This is a genomic window from Sphingobium xenophagum NBRC 107872 (assembly GCF_000367345.1).
Taxonomy (GTDB): Bacteria; Pseudomonadota; Alphaproteobacteria; order Sphingomonadales; family Sphingomonadaceae; genus Sphingobium; species Sphingobium xenophagum.
The window spans coordinates 176,848-192,182 of record NZ_BARE01000007.1 but is presented as its reverse complement, the minus strand read 5'-3'; the positions used below and the strand labels follow the sequence as shown (position 1 = coordinate 192,182).

The following is a 15,335-nucleotide window of genomic DNA, read 5'->3' as shown; positions in this document are numbered from 1 at the left end:
GGAAGAAGGCGATGCAAAGAATTGAGGCCGGCGCGTAAAAGCAGACCAAAACAAATCCTCCCCCTTGCAGGGGAGGTGGCAGCACGACGTGCTGATAGAGGGGTGTCGCCCTATCAAAAGCAGGACACCCCTCCGTCAGGCTTGCGGCCCGACACATCCCCCTAAAGGGGAGGATGGTCGCTGATCAGTAGCGGTAGTGGTCGGGCTTGAACGGCCCTTCGACCGGCACGCCGATATAATCGGCCTGACGCTGGCTCAGCTTGGTGAGCTTCACGCCCAGCTTTTCCAGATGTAGTTCGGCGACCTTTTCGTCCAGATGCTTGGGCAGGACATAGACTTCGTTGCGATACTGATCGCTCTTGGTCCACAGTTCGATCTGCGCCAGCGTCTGGTTGGTGAAGCTGGCCGACATCACGAAGCTGGGGTGGCCGGTGGCATTGCCCAGATTGACCAGGCGCCCCTTCGACAGGACGATGATCTTCTTGCCGTCGGGGAATTCGACTTCGTCCACCTGCGGCTTGATCTCGGTCCATTTCATGTTGTTCAGGCCCGCAATCTCGATCTCGCTGTCGAAATGGCCGATGTTGGACACGATCGCCATATTCTTCATCGCGCGCATGTGATCGACGGTCAGCACGCCTTCATTGCCGGTCGCGGTGACGAAAATGTCGGCGCGCGGGGCGGCCTCTTCCATCGTCACGACTTCATAGCCTTCCATCGCCGCCTGCAGCGCGCAGATCGGATCGACTTCGGTCACGAGCACGCGCGCGCCACCATTGCGGAGCGAGGCAGCCGAACCCTTGCCGACATCGCCGAAGCCGGCGACGCAGGCGACTTTGCCGGCCAGCATGACGTCGGTGCCGCGACGGATCGCGTCGACCAGCGATTCCTTGCAGCCGTAAAGATTGTCGAACTTCGACTTGGTGACGCTGTCGTTCACGTTGATCGCGGGGAAAGGCAGCTTGCCCTTCTTGGCCAGTTCATAGAGGCGATGGACCCCGGTGGTGGTTTCTTCCGACACGCCCTTGATCGACTGAACGGTCTTGGTCAGGAAACCGGGGCGTTCCTTCAGCACGCGCTTCAGCACCGCGCAGAAGATTTCCTCTTCCTCGTTCGACGGGGTGAACAATTCCTCGCCCGCTTCGACCCGCGCGCCCCACAGGGCGAACATGGTGGCGTCGCCGCCATCGTCCAGGATCATGTTGGCAACGCCCGACGGATCGGTGTGCCAGTCGAAAATGCGTTCGACATAGTCCCAATATTCCTGCAGCGTTTCGCCCTTGATGGCGAATACCGGCACGCCCGACGCGGCGATCGCGGCGGCGGCATGGTCCTGCGTGGAATAGATGTTGCAGGTCGCCCAGCGAACCTGAGCGCCCAGCGCGGTCAGCGTCTCGATCAGCACGGCGGTCTGGATCGTCATGTGCAGCGATCCGGTGATGCGCGCGCCCTTCAACGGCTGCGACGGGCCGAATTCCGCGCGCAGGGCCATCAGCCCCGGCATTTCGGTTTCGGCGATATCCATTTCCTTGCGGCCAAAATCGGCCAGGGCGATATCGGCGATCACATAATCCTGCGCCTGGGTGGCGGAAGCGGTGGCCACGATCGTGTCTCCGTAAACTTGAAATGATGCCTGTACCGCTGGAAGAAGGTCCGGGCGGCGGCGATGGCAAGCGCTTTACCAACCGCCGCCGCCCGTGGCAACTCGATATAAAGATTTCTTTATGTGATGACCCTGCCGGTCGACCGAAACCTGCGTCAGGCCGAACCGGCCCCGCGCACCAGATGCGACGAATCGACACCGGCCGCCGCATAGGAAGCGGCCCATTTGCGATGGGTGGGCACGTCGAACAACAGGTCGGCATTGCCCGGCGCCAGAAACCAGCTGTCGCTCGTCATCTCGCGTTCCAACTGCCCGGCACCCCACCCGGCATAGCCAAGCGCGACGAGATAGCGGCTCGGCCCGCGTCCCCGTGCAATCGCCTTCAATATGTCGAGCGATCCGGACAAGCCCCATTGTGTGCCGACCTGCACCATGTCCTGCCCCGACCAGTCGAGCGAATGGAGGACAAAGCCGCGCCGTGGTTCGACCGGACCGCCGCGCAGGACGGGTCTGTCGGGGATCGCGCTGCCATCAATGTCGAAACTGTCGAGCAGGCCATGCAGGCTGACGCCTTCCATTTCCTCCCCGACCGCTATGCCCATTGCCCCTTCGGCGTCATGAACGCACAGCGCAACCACGCTATGATCGAACCGCGCATCAGCCATGCCGGGCAATGCGAGCAGGAAATGCCCGCCAAAGAAACTGGTCTGGTCCATCACCGGAATATAGACCAACATGGGATGATGCCAAGGATCTCGCGGCATATTCCGTCCCCGCCCTTGACAGTCCGCCCGGCAGCAACGACCTGCGCCCTCGTTAGTTTCAGGAGAATGACCATGACCATTGCCAAGGGCGACCGCCTTCCCAGCACGACATTCACGAAAATGACCGAGGATGGCCCGGAGCCCGTGACGTCGGACGAATATTTCGCAGGCCGCACGGTCGCGGTCTTTTCCGTTCCCGGCGCATTTACGCCCACCTGTTCTGCAAAGCATCTGCCCGGCTTCATCGACAAAGCCGGTGCGCTGAAGGAAAAGGGCGTCGATGAAATCGCCTGCACTGCCGTCAACGACGCTTTCGTGATGGGCGCTTGGGGTAAGTCTGCCGGTGCGGATGGCAAGGTGACGATGCTCGCCGATGGCAATGGCGATTTCGCCAAGGCCGTTGGCCTGACCATGGATGGCAGCAAATTCGGCCTTGGCCAGCGCGGCCAGCGCTTCTCCATGATCGTGAAGGACGGCGTCGTGGCCGAACTCAATGTCGAAGCCCCCGGTGATTTCAAACTGTCATCGGCCGACCATATGCTGGGCCAGCTTTAATTCCAGAAGTCGGCGTGCATTTTCGATCGCGCGCCGACTTCCTTCCGTCATGCAACTGCGTTAGCAAGGGGCGATGACACAAAGCATCGGCAGCGCAACGGTCGCGCAACTGGACCGCCTCTATCAGACATCCATCGAAACATTGCGCGACGCCATGCGCGCTTACGGTCGCGACGGCAGCGTCCCTCCGCCGCAAGCGCGGCACGACCAGCGTTTCTGCTATCCCGAATTGCGCATCACCTATCATGGTGACAGCGACGCGCCGCCGCCCGGCCGGTCCTTCGCCCGCCTGTCCAAACCGGGCCGCTATGTCACCACCATTACCCGTCCCGCGATGTTCGCCGATTATCTGGCCGAACAGATCGACCTGCTCGTCCGCGACTATGGGGTGGAGGTCGAAACCGGCCTCAGTCACCAGCAAATCCCCTTTCCCTATGTTCTGGACGGGCTGGACATGGGGGCGCTCGACGGCACGCCCCCGACCGAACTGGCGCGCTATTTCCCCACGACCGAACTGGCCGAGATTGGCGACGAGATTGCCGATGGCCTGTTCATGCCGGATGCGGACGGTGATCGGCCGCTGGCGCTGTTCGATGGTCTGCGCACCGACTTTTCGCTGGCGCGTCTGAAACATTATACCGGCACGCCCGCCGAACATATGCAGCGCTACATCCTGTTCACCAACTATCATCGCTATGTTGATGAATTCGTCAGTTGGGCCTGCGCGGAATTGCAGCGGGACGGAAACCGCTTTACCGCTTTGTCGGGGGCTGGTGGCGTCTATGTCACCCCCGAAACCGCCGATCCGGCGCAGATGATCGCCGACAGCGCCTGGCGCAAGCATCAGATGCCCGCTTATCACCTGATCGCGCCAGACGGCAGCGGCATCACGCTCGTCAATATCGGTGTCGGTCCGTCCAACGCAAAGACGATCTGCGATCATCTGGCCGTACTGCGCCCGGAAGCCTGGCTGATGATCGGCCATTGCGGCGGGCTGCGACCCAGCCAGCGGATCGGCGATTATGTGCTGGCCCACGCCTATCTGCGCGATGACAAGGTGCTGGACGCCATGCTGCCGCCCGAAATTCCGATCCCGGCCATTGCGGAGGTGCAGGTGGCGATGGCACAGGCAGCGGAAGCCGTGCTTGGGGGGCGCGACCCGGAAGATTTCAAGCGTCGCCTGCGCACCGGCACGGTCGTCACCACCGATGATCGCAACTGGGAACTGCGCTATTCCAGTTCCGCCCTGCGTTTCAGCCTGTCGCGTGCGGTCGGCATCGACATGGAATCCGCCACCATCGCGGCACAGGGCTACCGCTTCAGGGTGCCCTATGGCACGTTGCTATGCGTTTCCGACAAGCCGATCCATGGCGAACTCAAACTGCCGGGCCAGGCCAATCGCTTCTATGAGGAAGCGATCGCCAGCCATTTGCGCGTGGGGCTAATGACCTGCGAACTGCTGCGAGAAGGGGGCGCAAAGCTGCACAGCCGCAAGCTACGCGCCTTCAACGAGCCGCCATTCAGATAAGGCGTTGATCAGGCAGCCGCGCGCCAGATGGCGACGCGGTCCTTGCCGTCACGCTTGGCGTCGTAAAGGGCGGCGTCAGCACGGGCGACCATGTCGTCCAGTTGCTGGTCGCCCGCCTGCAATTGCGCAACGCCAAAGCTGGCGCGCAGCCGGGCGTGCGGGGCGTTGGGCAGGATCAGGCAACCAATCTCCGCGCGCACCCGCTCCATGACGTCGGCAGCTGCGGCGGCGTCCGTCTCCACCAGCAGCAGCCCGAATTCATCGCCGCCCATCCGCGCGACGATATCGCCGCGGCGGACGGCGCTGCCCAGCAACTGGGCAAAACCGCGCAGGGCGGCGTCCCCGGCGATATGGCCATGCCCGTCATTCAAAGCCTTGAACCCGTCAAGATCACACACGACCAGCGCCAGCGGGCGGCCATAACGCCGGGCATTGGCGATGGCGCGCACGGCGGCCTCATCCAACCCGCGACGGTTGAGCACGTCCGTCAGCGGATCATGCCGCATCTGCCTCCGCAACTGGTGCGCCAGATCGCCTGCGACCACCATGACGGCGGCCACGCCCGTGCCGACATAGATGGACGGCAGGCCAAGGCCCAATATCGCGCGATAGGTGACCAAGCCCGCGCCCGGCGCCTTGCCGAGATTAGCGGCGGCGCTGACGGCCAGGGCCGTCTGAAACAGCGCGAACAGCAGAAACATGGTGAAAAAGGCGATTTCCGGTGCATTGAACCGCCGGTCGCGGGGCCAGAGGGAGGCAGCCGAACACAGCATCAATATGCCGACATAGCCCGGCACGATCATGCCCTGAAGCGCGCGATCATGGATCATCGCCGCATAGATGCCACCGACCGCCACGACTGATCCCGCGCCCAGCATCAATCGCCAGGGTACAGGCTGTCCCGACCGCTGGCGCACGCCCGCCACCACCAGCGTACCGCTGACGACGATGCAGCATGCCGCCAGCGCCATCAGCGGGCCGCTCTTCAACATGATGCCCGCCGCATTGGCGATCCACTGGACCATTGCGGCGCTATAGGACAGCGTCCAGCTCAACACATGGACCTGGCGTCCAAAATGTAACCACGCCACCCCCATCGCCAGCGCCATGACGACGCTGGTGAAGAAGAGCAAAGCAATGATGATGATCGCCGGGTCCACGGGCCTGGCCTTTACTGGCTTTACTTGGCGATTACCAGCCGCAAGACTTGCCTTTGTTCTGCTGGACGAGCCATTTTTGCAACGGTGCGAAATAAGCGGTCATCGCCTTGCCCGAAATCTCGCGCGTTCCAGTGAAGGCCTGCAACGCATCGGGCCATGGCTTGGACGCGCCCATTTCCAGCATCGCGTTCAGCTTGGCTCCAACAGCTTTGTCTCCGTAGAAGGAACAGCGATGGAGCGGCCCCTTCCAGCCCGCCTGTTTGCAGGCCGCTTCGTAAAATTGCTGCTGCAAAATCCCCGCCAGGAAATAGCGGGTGTAGGGGGTATTCCCCGGAATATGGAATTTCGCACCCGCGTCGAACTTGGTTTCATCGCGGGTCACGGGCGGGACGATACCCTGATATTGGCGGCGGAGGTCCGTCCAGCCCTTTTCATACTGGCTCTGCGGTATCGCGCCGCTGAATACGCCCCAGCGCCATTTGTCGACCAGCAAACCAAAGGGCAGAAATGCAACCTTGTCCATCGCCTGACGCAGCAACAGGCCAATATCCTTGTCCGGTCCGGGCACCTTGCCCGCGTCCAGCAGGCCGATCTTCACCAGATAGTCGGGCGTGATCGACAAAGCGACGAAATCGCCGATCGCTTCGTGGAAGCCGTCATTCGCCCCATCCAGATAAAGCGGCTTCTGATTCTGATAGGCGCGCTGGTAATAATTGTGGCCCAGCTCATGATGGATGGTCACGAAGTCGTCGCTGTTGACCTTCGTGCACATCTTGACGCGTATGTCGTCCTTGTTGTCGATATCCCATGCGGATGCGTGGCAGACGACTTCGCGGTCCAGCGGCTTGATGAACTGGGTGCGTTCCCAAAACGTCTCCGGCAGCGGCGCAAAGCCCAGCGAGGAATAAAAGCCCTCGCCGATTTTGAACATCTGCTTTTCCCAATAGCCGCGCTGCTGCTTTTCCGGCGTGTCAGGGGTATCGACCTGACCGGGGCGGGTTTCGACATAACCCTTGGCCTTCAACAGCTCCCCGACGTCATAGCCCAGGTCGCCTGCGCCCTTGGGCGCGACGACATCATAGATATTGCCCCAGGATTGCGCCCACATATTGCCCAGCAAGTCGGCACGGATTGGTCCCGTCGCCGGCTGCACCGCATCGCCATATTTCTCGTTGAGCTTGGTGCGGGTATAGCAATGCAGCTGGTCATAGAGCGGCTTCACCTCCGCCCAGATCTTGTCGGTCAGCTTGGCGAAATCATCGGCGGGCATGTCATATTTGGACCGCCACATCGCCCCCGTATCGGCAAAGCCCAATTCCCTGGCGCCCGCATTGGCGATATCGACCAGCTTGGCGTAATCGTCTCGCATCGGCGCGCCAACATTGTCGTGCCAACTGACCCACATTTCCTTCAGTTCTTCGGGGTTGCGGTTGTTCCCCATCTGCTCCTCAATGTCGCTGCCATTGATCGGCTGGCCCTTGAGCGTTCCCTTCCCCTTGCCATAGGTGGACTGGAGCCGTGTCGCGAGATCATTGAGTTCCTGCGCCGCGCCCGGCGTGGTCGGCGCAGGCAGGGTCAGCGCGGTGCGCAGCAGGTCCAGGCGGCGCTTCGTTTCGGCCGACAGGCCAGGCGCTGCGGCATATTTCGCCGCCTCAAGCGCATAATCGACATTCATGGACGTGCGGATGGCGCCGAAATAGGCGGCCACGGCGTCGCTGTCGTCATTCAGATAGGTGGAATTGACCCAGTCGGCACGGTTGGAGATCAGCGAATGTTCGAACATCGCCTTTTCCGCCTTCGCAAGGAAAGCTTCGGCCTCGGCAGCCGTCGGTGCGGGCGTCTGCTGGGCAAGGACGGGCGATACAGTAAGCGCGGCCGCAAGCGCGGCAAGCGAGATGGCGATTTTCACGGGAGTTCCCCTCATAGGCTTATGAAGGGGAAGGTGACTTGCCCGGACGATACAGTCAAGCGGTCAGGAAATCGGCCATTGCCTGCCCCATCTCCTTGCGGGTGACGGCGTTCATGTGATTGCCCGGTATTTCGACATAGCGCCCATCGGGCAGCACATCCGCCAGTTCCTGCGCCACGCCATTATCGCGGTCGTCCGCGCCGCAGATGATTTCGGTCGGCTGCTGAATGGCAGCGATTGTCTCGCGCGGCGTATCGACAAAGGTGTTCAGGATATGGAGCATCGCCACCGGATCACCCTTGGTGGTCTTGAGGAAGGCTTCCGTCATCCATTCCGACGTGCCGCGCTCGAACGTGCCAAGGTTCGTCAGGACATTCCTGTAATAGCCGCCATTGTCGAGCGTCTGGACCAGTCCGCGCAGGCCCATCCCCGCCAGGATCACCCGCCGCGGCGTCGCTCCGCGCGCCAGCATCCGCACGGTCGTGCGCGCGCCCAGCGAATAGCCGCCCAGATCATAGTCGGTCAGCCCCAGTTGCTCGACCAGTGCCAGCCCGTCTTCGGTCAGGGCGTCGGGCGGATAGGCGGCAATATCATGCGGCTTCCCGCTCTCTCCATGGCCGCGCAGGTCGGGCATGATCAGGCGGAAGCCCGCCTCAACCAGTTTCGCGGCATGACCGTAGCGAATCCAGTTGGTGAAGGCGTTGGAAAAATAGCCATGGATCAGCACCAGATCCCGGCCCTCCCCCGCCACATGCACGGCGATCGGCAGGCCATCAAAGCCCTTGATGTCATGGCGTTCGATGGTCAGGTCGGTCATGGAGTAATCCTTACGCAGCGGTGGGCGGCTTGCCGATATGGCGTCCGGCGCGGGGGCGCAAGAGCGCGATCAGCGTCAGCGCACTGCCCAGTTGGGCCGCCGCCATATCTTTCTGCGCGTCCCAGACATCGCCTTGCTGGCCATTATAATAGTCAGCCGTCTCGCCAGCCGCGATCACCGTAAGCAGCCATTCGAATATTTCGTAAAGCGCGCTGCTCAAACCGATGGCGGCGAAGGCGAAGGTCAGGCTCCATCCGTGGCGCAAGCCACCGAAGCGATGCGCGCTTTGCGCCAGAGGCATTGTCAGCAGCATGCCGAACGCAAAATGAACCAACCTGTCATAGCCATTGCGCGACGTTCCGAACAAGGATGACAGGTCATGCCCTGCCAACGCCCGCGCCCAATCATCATAGGGCACATAGGAATAAATCCAGCGCGCGCCGAGTGTATGGAGCAGGAGAAAGAGCCAGATGCACGCAACAGCGCCGTTGGACAACGGCCAGCGTCGAAGCAGCCAGGGCGCGGCAGCGATCAGCGCTATGGTTGGCCCATGTTGTAGTGGCGCAAGTTCAGGATAGGGCTGGGCGATGTTGGCGAGGCCGATCGCCATGATCAGCGAGAGGATCATCCGGCGCTGCGCAACAGGAACAGCGTTCCAGAGAGCGACAGCGCCGGAGATCATGGAGTCGTCACCCCTTCTTGAGGTGACGGCGGCCCAGCAGTTCGGCGATCTGCACCGCGTTCAGCGCCGCACCCTTGCGCAGATTGTCACTGACGCACCAGAGCGTCAGGCCATTGTCCACGGTCGAATCCTCACGCACGCGGCTGATGAAGGTTGCGAAGTCGCCGACACATTCGATCGGCGTGATATAGCCGCCATCCTCGCGCTTATCGACCAGCATGATGCCGGGCGCTTCACGCAATATGTCCTGCGCTTCCTTGGCGGAAATTTCATTCTCGAACTCGATGTTGATCGCTTCGGAATGACCCACGAACACCGGCACGCGCACGCAGGTTGCGGTCAGCTTGATCTTGGGATCGAGGATCTTCTTGGTTTCCGCGACCATCTTCCATTCTTCCTTGGTCGAACCATCGTCCAGGAAAACGTCGATATGGGGGATGACGTTGAAGGCGATCTGCTTGGTGAACTTCTTGGGCTCCGCCGGATCACCGACGAAGATGTTGCGCGACTGCTCGAACAGTTCGTCCATGCCCGCCTTGCCCGCGCCGGACACCGACTGATAGGTGGATACGACCACGCGCTTGATGGTCGCGGCGTCATGCAGCGGCTTCAGGGCCACCACCATCTGCGCGGTCGAGCAGTTAGGGTTGGCGATGATGTTGCGCTTGGTATAGCCGTCGATCGCGTCCGGGTTCACTTCGGGCACGATCAGCGGCACGTCCGGGTCCATGCGGTACAGCGAACTATTGTCGATCACGACGCAGCCGGCTGCCGCCGCCTTGGGCGCATATTCGGCGGTCGGGCCGCTGCCCGCCGCGAACAGGGCGATGTCCCAGCCGCTAAAGTCGAAATGTTCGATATTCTGGCATTTGATCGTCTTGCCGGTTTCACCGAAATCGACGGCCAGACCCTGCGACCGCGACGATGCGACCGCGGCGATCTCGTCAATCGGGAACTCGCGCTCGGCGAGAATGGTCAACATTTCGCGGCCCACATTCCCGGTGGCACCTACGACGACGACCCTGTAACCCATGACTGAACACTCCACTCCGATGCAGATATTGCGGAGTGGGCGGCATAGCGGCGTTGCGTCATTTGTCCAGTGGCAAGCCCTTTGTTGCGCGAAAGGTCAGCTTTTCCCGCTGGACGTTGCCGCGATGCCGCAACGCCCTTTGCCGCCTGTCTCCTATGGTTTGGCGGCGTCGGGCGCTATCCCGCGCCGGGCCAGAAAATCCTCGATCGTGCGCCACAGGTGTACGCTGATCCCCGGCCCGCCGACGCGGTGGGTCTGGCCGGGATAGGCCATCATCTCGAACGGCACCGCCGCGCCCTGCATCTTGGCCATCAGGGCAGTGGCATTGTCGAACACCACATTGTCGTCCGACATGCCGTGGATCAGCATCAACGGATCACTGATCTTCACCGCCTCGTCGATCGCGCCTGATGCCGGATAGGCGCTGGGCTTGTCCTGTGGCATCCCCAGATAGCGTTCGGTGTAATGGGTGTCGTACAACTCCCACTTCGTGACCGGCGCACCCGCCACGGCCGCCGCGAAAACGCCCGGTGCCTTTTCCAGCAGCTTCAACGACATATAGCCGCCATAGGACCAGCCATAGGTCGCGATCCGCTTGGGATCGACGAAAGGCTGGGCCTTCAGCCAATCCACGCCCGCCAGTTGATCCGTCACCTCGACTGTTCCCATCGCGCGATAGAGATGATCCTCGAACGCCTTGCCGCGATCGGGCGTGCCACGATTGTCGACAGCAAAGACGATCCAGCCGCGGTCGACCAGATACTGGTTCAGCGCGCCGGACCATGTGTTCGTCACCTGCCGCCCGCCGCCCGGCCCGCCATAATGGATCATGAACACCGGATAGCGCTTTCCCGGCTCGATCGGCGGGGTCATGATCTTGGTATAGAGCGTCGTTCCGTCCGCCGCCTTGATCGTGCCGAACCGGGTTTTGACATGGCTCGCCAGATAGGGTGCATAGGGATGATCGCCCTTCAGCGCATTTTCGGACAGCCACTGCAATTGCTTGCCGCTATTGTCGACCAGATAGACCTGCTTGGGCTGATCGCTATTCTGGCGCGTGATGACGGCGCGGCTGGCGGCGGCGTCCATCACCGCGTCATTCCACCAGCCGCTGGCCGTAATCTGGCGCGCGGCGGCCGGTCGCGTGATGGGGGCGCTGTAAAGCTGCTGTTCCAGCGGTGTTTCGCGATTGCCGGTGAAATAGGCCAGCCCCGCTTTTTCGTCGACCGCCACCAGCGTCTTGACCTCCCAGTCGCCACTGGTCAGCGCCGTCCATTTGCCGTCATGGACGCGGTAGAGATGGCCATGGCCGCTCTTTTCGGACCACCACAGGAAATCGCCGCCCGACAGGGGATGGAAATTGTCGCTCAGGTTGATCCAGCTTTTGGCCGTTTCGCTCAGAATGACCTTGGCCTTGCCGGTCGCCGGATCGACTGCCAGCAGGTCGAGCCGCTTCTGGTCGCGCGCTTCGCGCTGGACATAGAGCGTGCGGCCATCCTTCGCCCAGTCGACCCGCGCCAGATAAATGTCCCGATCCGATCCCAGATCGACCTTCACCTGGCCCGACCCGTCCGGCTTCATGACATAGAGGTCGACGATCGCATTGGGCGTCCCGGCGGCCGGGTAACGCTGCTGATAGACTGTCGTGCCCTCCCCGCCAATTGCAGTACGGGTGACGATGCCGACCGGGCTTTCATCGACCCGTGCAACCGCAATCAGGCTGTCGTCGGGCGACCACCAATAGCCGGTGCGCCGGTCCATCTCCTCCTGCGCGACAAATTCGGCAACGCCCCAACTGACCGTATCGCTGGCCCCTTGCGTTACCTGCCGTTCCGCACCGCCGATCGGCTGTACGAACAGGTTGCCGCCGCGCACGAAGGACACGAAACCGCCCTTGGGGCTGACAACGCCATTCAATTCGCCGTCGGGCGTATCGGTCAGGCGCTGCACCTTGCCATCCAGCGCCGCAAGATAAAGGTCGCCATCGACCGGCACCAGGATGCTCTTGCCATCCGGCGACCAGTCATAGCTGGTTATGCCGGTGCTCCCCGCGACGGAGCGGTCGCGTTCGCGCTGCATCTTTTCCGCTTCGGATAGCGCCGCGCCGCTGCCGGTCTTGCGCGAATCGACCAGCATCCGCTGCTTGCCGGTGCGCGTGTCGATCGCCCACAGGTCCAGCCGCTCCTTTTCGTCGGCGCGCGGTTTGAGCAGGGTGACGAGCGTACCGTCCGGCGACAATTTTAGCGCCCGCGGCTGCGGTCCTGCCAGGTCGGGGCTGGCAAAAACTCTCTCGAGCGTCAGCTTTTCCTGCGCGATGACAGGCGCGGTGGACAGCATCAGCAGCACGCCAAGGGCTGCGCCGGATTTCAGATAGGGCGGCATCGACATCCTTTCACGTCGGCGGCCGTACAGGCCACCGGATCAAGGGCAATGATTAGCCCCATGAGACTGAAAAGATCAATGCAGGGAAATAATCTGTCCCGTCCATGGCAGCCAAGCCATGGTGGGCGCGGTAGGGATTGAACCTACGACCCCACCCGTGTGAAGGGTGTGCTCTACCACTGAGCTACGCGCCCCCTTTCGGGAGGAGGCGGCCATTGGCATCGCTGGCGCGCCCTGTCAAGCGTGGCGGCATGGGCGCGTACAAATTGCGCCTTTGCACGGCGTCGCCCAAGCGCTTAAAATGATTATGCCGCAAATATGGAGTGACGACTTAATGCGTAAGGCGCTGTTTCTGGCCATTCTGGCTACGCTGGCCGCCTGCAACACGGTGCAGGGCGTAGGACGCGATATTGAATCTGTTGGTCGGGCCGGCAAAGAAGTGATGCACTGACCGATCGACAGTATATTATTGCAGGACGCGGCCGATGGCTGTTGCGTTTTTGCGCAGCCGGACACCATCACATCCCGGTTCGCCACAGTTGCATGCTTCGATCGTGTAGCGCACGCCACACATGACCAAAATGTCGTGATCGAAACTATAATTGGAAATGCCCGCGCGCTCGACCTTTTCCTGAGCTCTGGCCTTGAGAGTCATGCGCGTTCTCCCATGAATGCGGACGCCAATAATTGATGGTGCGATGCACAATGTCAATTGATCGACATTTGTTCCTGAACGGTTTGTAAGAATATTGTCGCCAAAATGCCACGCTTCGTCGTCGCTGTTCAGGCGACTTGCACCGCAAAGCACAGCGTCCCATATGCCGCTTCATGAATGACCATAACAGCAGCAGCATGCCGGTCTGGCATGGCACCACCATCATGTCGGTCCGCAAGAATGGGAAGGTCGTCGTCGCTGGCGACGGTCAGGTTTCGATGGGCCAGACGGTGATGAAACCCAATGCCCGCAAGGTTCGCCGACTGCATGACGGCAGCGTCATTGGCGGCTTTGCCGGCGCCACCGCCGACGCCTTCACGCTGTTCGAGCGGCTGGAAGCGAAGCTGGAGCGCCATAACGGCCAATTGATGCGATCGGCGGTCGAACTGGCCAAGGATTGGCGCACTGACAAATATCTGCGCAATCTGGAAGCGATGATGATCGTCGCGGACAAGGATGTGACGCTGATCCTGACCGGCAATGGCGACGTGCTGGAACCCGTGAATGGCGTGGCCGCGATCGGCTCCGGCGGCAACTTCGCCCTCGCCGCCGCCCGCGCGCTGGTCGATTATGAGGCAGATGCGGAAACGCTGGCGCGCAAGGCCATGGCCGTGGCGGCCGACATTTGCGTCTATACCAACGATCAGCTCACAATCGAGACGCTGGACAGCGCCGCTTAACCTCCCTCCCGTTTGCGGGAGGAATTTTGGGGAGGGCGCGTAATCAGACATCCCCGACATGCCCTCCCCTAACCCCTCCCTGAAGGGCGGGTAAAAGGACTGAAATGAACGACAATCTGACCCCTAAAGCCATCGTCGCCGCGCTCGACGCGCATATCATCGGCCAGCATGACGCCAAGCGCGCCGTTGCCGTTGCCCTGCGCAACCGCTGGCGGCGGCAACATCTGCCCGACGACCTGCGCGACGAGGTAACGCCCAAGAATATCCTGATGATCGGGCCGACCGGCTGCGGCAAGACGGAGATCAGCCGTCGCCTTGCCAAACTGGCGGATGCGCCCTTCGTCAAGGTAGAGGCCACCAAATTCACCGAAGTCGGCTATGTTGGCCGCGATGTCGAACAGATCGTCCGCGATCTTGTCGAGGAAGCGGTGCGCCTGGAAAAGGACCGGCGTCGCGAGGCCGTGCGCGACGCCGCGTCGGAAGCCGCGATGGGCCGCCTGCTCGACGCACTGACGGGCAAGGAAGCCAGCGAGGCTACGCGCCTGTCCTTCCGCCAGAAGATCGAACAGCATCAGATGAACGATGTCGAGGTCGAGGTGGAAGTCGCCGATAGCCCGTCCATGCCGATGGAAATTCCCGGCATGGGTGGTCAGGTCGGCATGATCAACCTGTCCGACATGATGTCCAAAGCCTTTGGCCAGCAGCAGAAGAAGCGCCGCAAGATGCGGGTCGCCGATGCGTGGGACAAGCTGGTCGAGGAAGAGCAGGACAAGCGCCTGGATCAGGATGATGTCGCCCGCGTTGCCATCACCAGCGCCGAACAGAATGGCATCGTGTTCCTTGACGAGATCGACAAGATTGCGGTCAGCGACGTGCGCGGCGGCTCGGTCAGTCGCGAGGGCGTGCAGCGCGACCTGCTCCCGCTGATCGAAGGGACGACCGTTTCGACCAAATATGGTCCGCTCAAGACCGACCATATCCTGTTCATCGCGTCCGGCGCCTTCCACGTCGCCAAGCCCAGCGACCTGCTCCCCGAACTTCAAGGCCGCCTGCCGATCCGCGTCGAACTCAAGGCGCTGACCGAGGAGGATTTCGTGGCGATCCTGTCGGACACCAAGGCGAGCCTGGTGGCGCAATATCGCGCACTGTTGGCGACGGAGGAGGTGACAATCGACCTGACGCCCGAAGGCATCCACGCCGTTGCGCGCATCGCTGCCGAAGTAAATAGCGAGGTCGAAAATATCGGCGCCCGCCGCCTTCAGACCGTGATGGAAAAGCTGCTGGAGGATGTCAGTTTCGAGGCGGAGGATCGTCGCGGCGAAACGCTGGTGATCGACGCCGCCTATGTCGAAAAGCAGCTCAATGCGATCGCGCACGACACGGATCTGAGCAAATATGTGCTGTAATTTCCAGTTCCCCCTCTCGCCTGCGGGAGTGGGCTAGGGGGTGGGCGTGCGCAACCTCGCACATGCCCACCCCGCTGCGACTAAATTCGCCTTCGGCTCAT

14 protein-coding genes and 1 tRNA gene are annotated in these 15,335 nt (G+C 61.7%); 5 read left to right on the top strand and 10 right to left on the bottom strand.

From position 1 onward, the window contains the following. Positions 1-184: 184 nt before the first annotated feature. Together ahcY and SX1_RS04665 are read right to left on the bottom strand one after the other, a co-directional pair. Positions 185-1,603 (bottom strand): adenosylhomocysteinase, encoded by a 1,419-nt coding sequence (gene ahcY, locus SX1_RS04670; RefSeq protein ID WP_017184412.1) that lies wholly within the window; start codon positions 1,601-1,603, stop codon positions 185-187. Positions 1,604-1,758: 155 nt separating this feature from the next. Next, a complete protein-coding gene (locus tag SX1_RS04665; protein ID WP_019052127.1) occupies positions 1,759-2,340 on the bottom strand; it encodes a YqgE/AlgH family protein in 582 nt (193 codons plus the stop codon). Between the two features lie 99 nt (positions 2,341-2,439). Here SX1_RS04665 and SX1_RS04660 point away from each other — a divergent pair, with 99 nt between their 5' ends. Next, complete coding sequence (locus SX1_RS04660) at positions 2,440-2,922, top strand: peroxiredoxin (RefSeq protein WP_026002626.1); 483 nt, start codon at positions 2,440-2,442, stop codon at positions 2,920-2,922. A gap of 73 nt (positions 2,923-2,995) precedes the next feature. Then, entirely contained in the window at positions 2,996-4,450 is a 1,455-nt protein-coding gene (locus SX1_RS04655; protein WP_017184415.1) for an AMP nucleosidase, read from the top strand. Positions 4,451-4,458: 8 nt separating this feature from the next. Here the strand turns inward: SX1_RS04655 and SX1_RS04650 are convergent, their stop codons facing one another. The 7 genes from SX1_RS04650 to SX1_RS04620 all read right to left on the bottom strand — a co-directional run bounded on the left by SX1_RS04650 (position 4,459) and on the right by SX1_RS04620 (position 12,627). Continuing rightward, on the bottom strand, positions 4,459-5,610 hold the full coding sequence (locus tag SX1_RS04650; RefSeq protein WP_019052126.1) for a GGDEF domain-containing protein: 1,152 nt from the start codon (positions 5,608-5,610) through the stop codon (positions 4,459-4,461). A 31-nt stretch (positions 5,611-5,641) separates the two neighbouring features. Continuing rightward, on the bottom strand, positions 5,642-7,519 hold the full coding sequence (locus SX1_RS04645; RefSeq protein ID WP_019052125.1) for a M2 family metallopeptidase: 1,878 nt from the start codon (positions 7,517-7,519) through the stop codon (positions 5,642-5,644). 55 nt (positions 7,520-7,574) lie between these two features. Further along, entirely contained in the window at positions 7,575-8,336 is a 762-nt protein-coding gene (locus SX1_RS04640; protein WP_017184418.1) for an alpha/beta fold hydrolase, read from the bottom strand. 10 nt (positions 8,337-8,346) lie between these two features. Continuing rightward, positions 8,347-9,018: a DUF2238 domain-containing protein gene (locus tag SX1_RS04635; RefSeq protein ID WP_026149511.1), complete on the bottom strand. Its 672-nt coding sequence runs from the start codon at positions 9,016-9,018 to the stop codon at positions 8,347-8,349. A gap of 7 nt (positions 9,019-9,025) precedes the next feature. Further along, complete coding sequence (locus SX1_RS04630) at positions 9,026-10,051, bottom strand: aspartate-semialdehyde dehydrogenase (protein ID WP_019052123.1); 1,026 nt, start codon at positions 10,049-10,051, stop codon at positions 9,026-9,028. Positions 10,052-10,204: 153 nt separating this feature from the next. Then, entirely contained in the window at positions 10,205-12,433 is a 2,229-nt protein-coding gene (locus SX1_RS04625) for a S9 family peptidase (protein ID WP_026149510.1), read from the bottom strand. Between the two features lie 119 nt (positions 12,434-12,552). Beyond that, a tRNA-Val gene (locus SX1_RS04620) sits at positions 12,553-12,627 on the bottom strand. 140 nt (positions 12,628-12,767) lie between these two features. Between SX1_RS04620 and SX1_RS04615 the strand changes: the two genes are divergently transcribed. Further along, positions 12,768-12,884 (top strand): entericidin A/B family lipoprotein, encoded by a 117-nt coding sequence (locus SX1_RS04615; RefSeq protein WP_026002628.1) that lies wholly within the window; start codon positions 12,768-12,770, stop codon positions 12,882-12,884. A gap of 15 nt (positions 12,885-12,899) precedes the next feature. Here the strand turns inward: SX1_RS04615 and SX1_RS04610 are convergent, their stop codons facing one another. Next, a complete protein-coding gene (locus tag SX1_RS04610) occupies positions 12,900-13,088 on the bottom strand; it encodes a hypothetical protein (protein ID WP_019052121.1) in 189 nt (62 codons plus the stop codon). Between the two features lie 173 nt (positions 13,089-13,261). Here SX1_RS04610 and hslV point away from each other — a divergent pair, with 173 nt between their 5' ends. Together hslV and hslU are read left to right on the top strand one after the other, a co-directional pair. Then, complete coding sequence (gene hslV, locus SX1_RS04605) at positions 13,262-13,828, top strand: ATP-dependent protease subunit HslV (protein ID WP_019052120.1); 567 nt, start codon at positions 13,262-13,264, stop codon at positions 13,826-13,828. Between the two features lie 104 nt (positions 13,829-13,932). Continuing rightward, entirely contained in the window at positions 13,933-15,234 is a 1,302-nt protein-coding gene (hslU, locus tag SX1_RS04600; protein ID WP_019052119.1) for an ATP-dependent protease ATPase subunit HslU, read from the top strand. The last annotated feature ends 101 nt before the right edge of the window (positions 15,235-15,335 follow it).

Excerpts from the sequence above, each read along its gene's own strand:
- SX1_RS04665 (WP_019052127.1), bottom strand. The coding sequence starts at position 2,340 with ATGTTGGTCTATATTCCGGTGATGGACCAGACCAGTTTCTTTGGCGGG.
- SX1_RS04660 (WP_026002626.1), top strand. The coding sequence starts at position 2,440 with ATGACCATTGCCAAGGGCGACCGCCTTCCCAGCACGACATTCACGAAA.
- SX1_RS04655 (WP_017184415.1), top strand. The coding sequence starts at position 2,996 with ATGACACAAAGCATCGGCAGCGCAACGGTCGCGCAACTGGACCGCCTC.
- SX1_RS04640 (WP_017184418.1), bottom strand. The coding sequence starts at position 8,336 with ATGACCGACCTGACCATCGAACGCCATGACATCAAGGGCTTTGATGGC.
- SX1_RS04635 (WP_026149511.1), bottom strand. The coding sequence starts at position 9,018 with ATGATCTCCGGCGCTGTCGCTCTCTGGAACGCTGTTCCTGTTGCGCAG.
- SX1_RS04630 (WP_019052123.1), bottom strand. The coding sequence starts at position 10,051 with ATGGGTTACAGGGTCGTCGTCGTAGGTGCCACCGGGAATGTGGGCCGC.
- SX1_RS04625 (WP_026149510.1), bottom strand. The coding sequence starts at position 12,433 with ATGCCGCCCTATCTGAAATCCGGCGCAGCCCTTGGCGTGCTGCTGATG.
- SX1_RS04615 (WP_026002628.1), top strand. The coding sequence starts at position 12,768 with ATGCGTAAGGCGCTGTTTCTGGCCATTCTGGCTACGCTGGCCGCCTGC.
- SX1_RS04610 (WP_019052121.1), bottom strand. The coding sequence starts at position 13,088 with ATGACTCTCAAGGCCAGAGCTCAGGAAAAGGTCGAGCGCGCGGGCATT.
- hslV (WP_019052120.1), top strand. The coding sequence starts at position 13,262 with ATGAATGACCATAACAGCAGCAGCATGCCGGTCTGGCATGGCACCACC.
- hslU (WP_019052119.1), top strand. The coding sequence starts at position 13,933 with ATGAACGACAATCTGACCCCTAAAGCCATCGTCGCCGCGCTCGACGCG.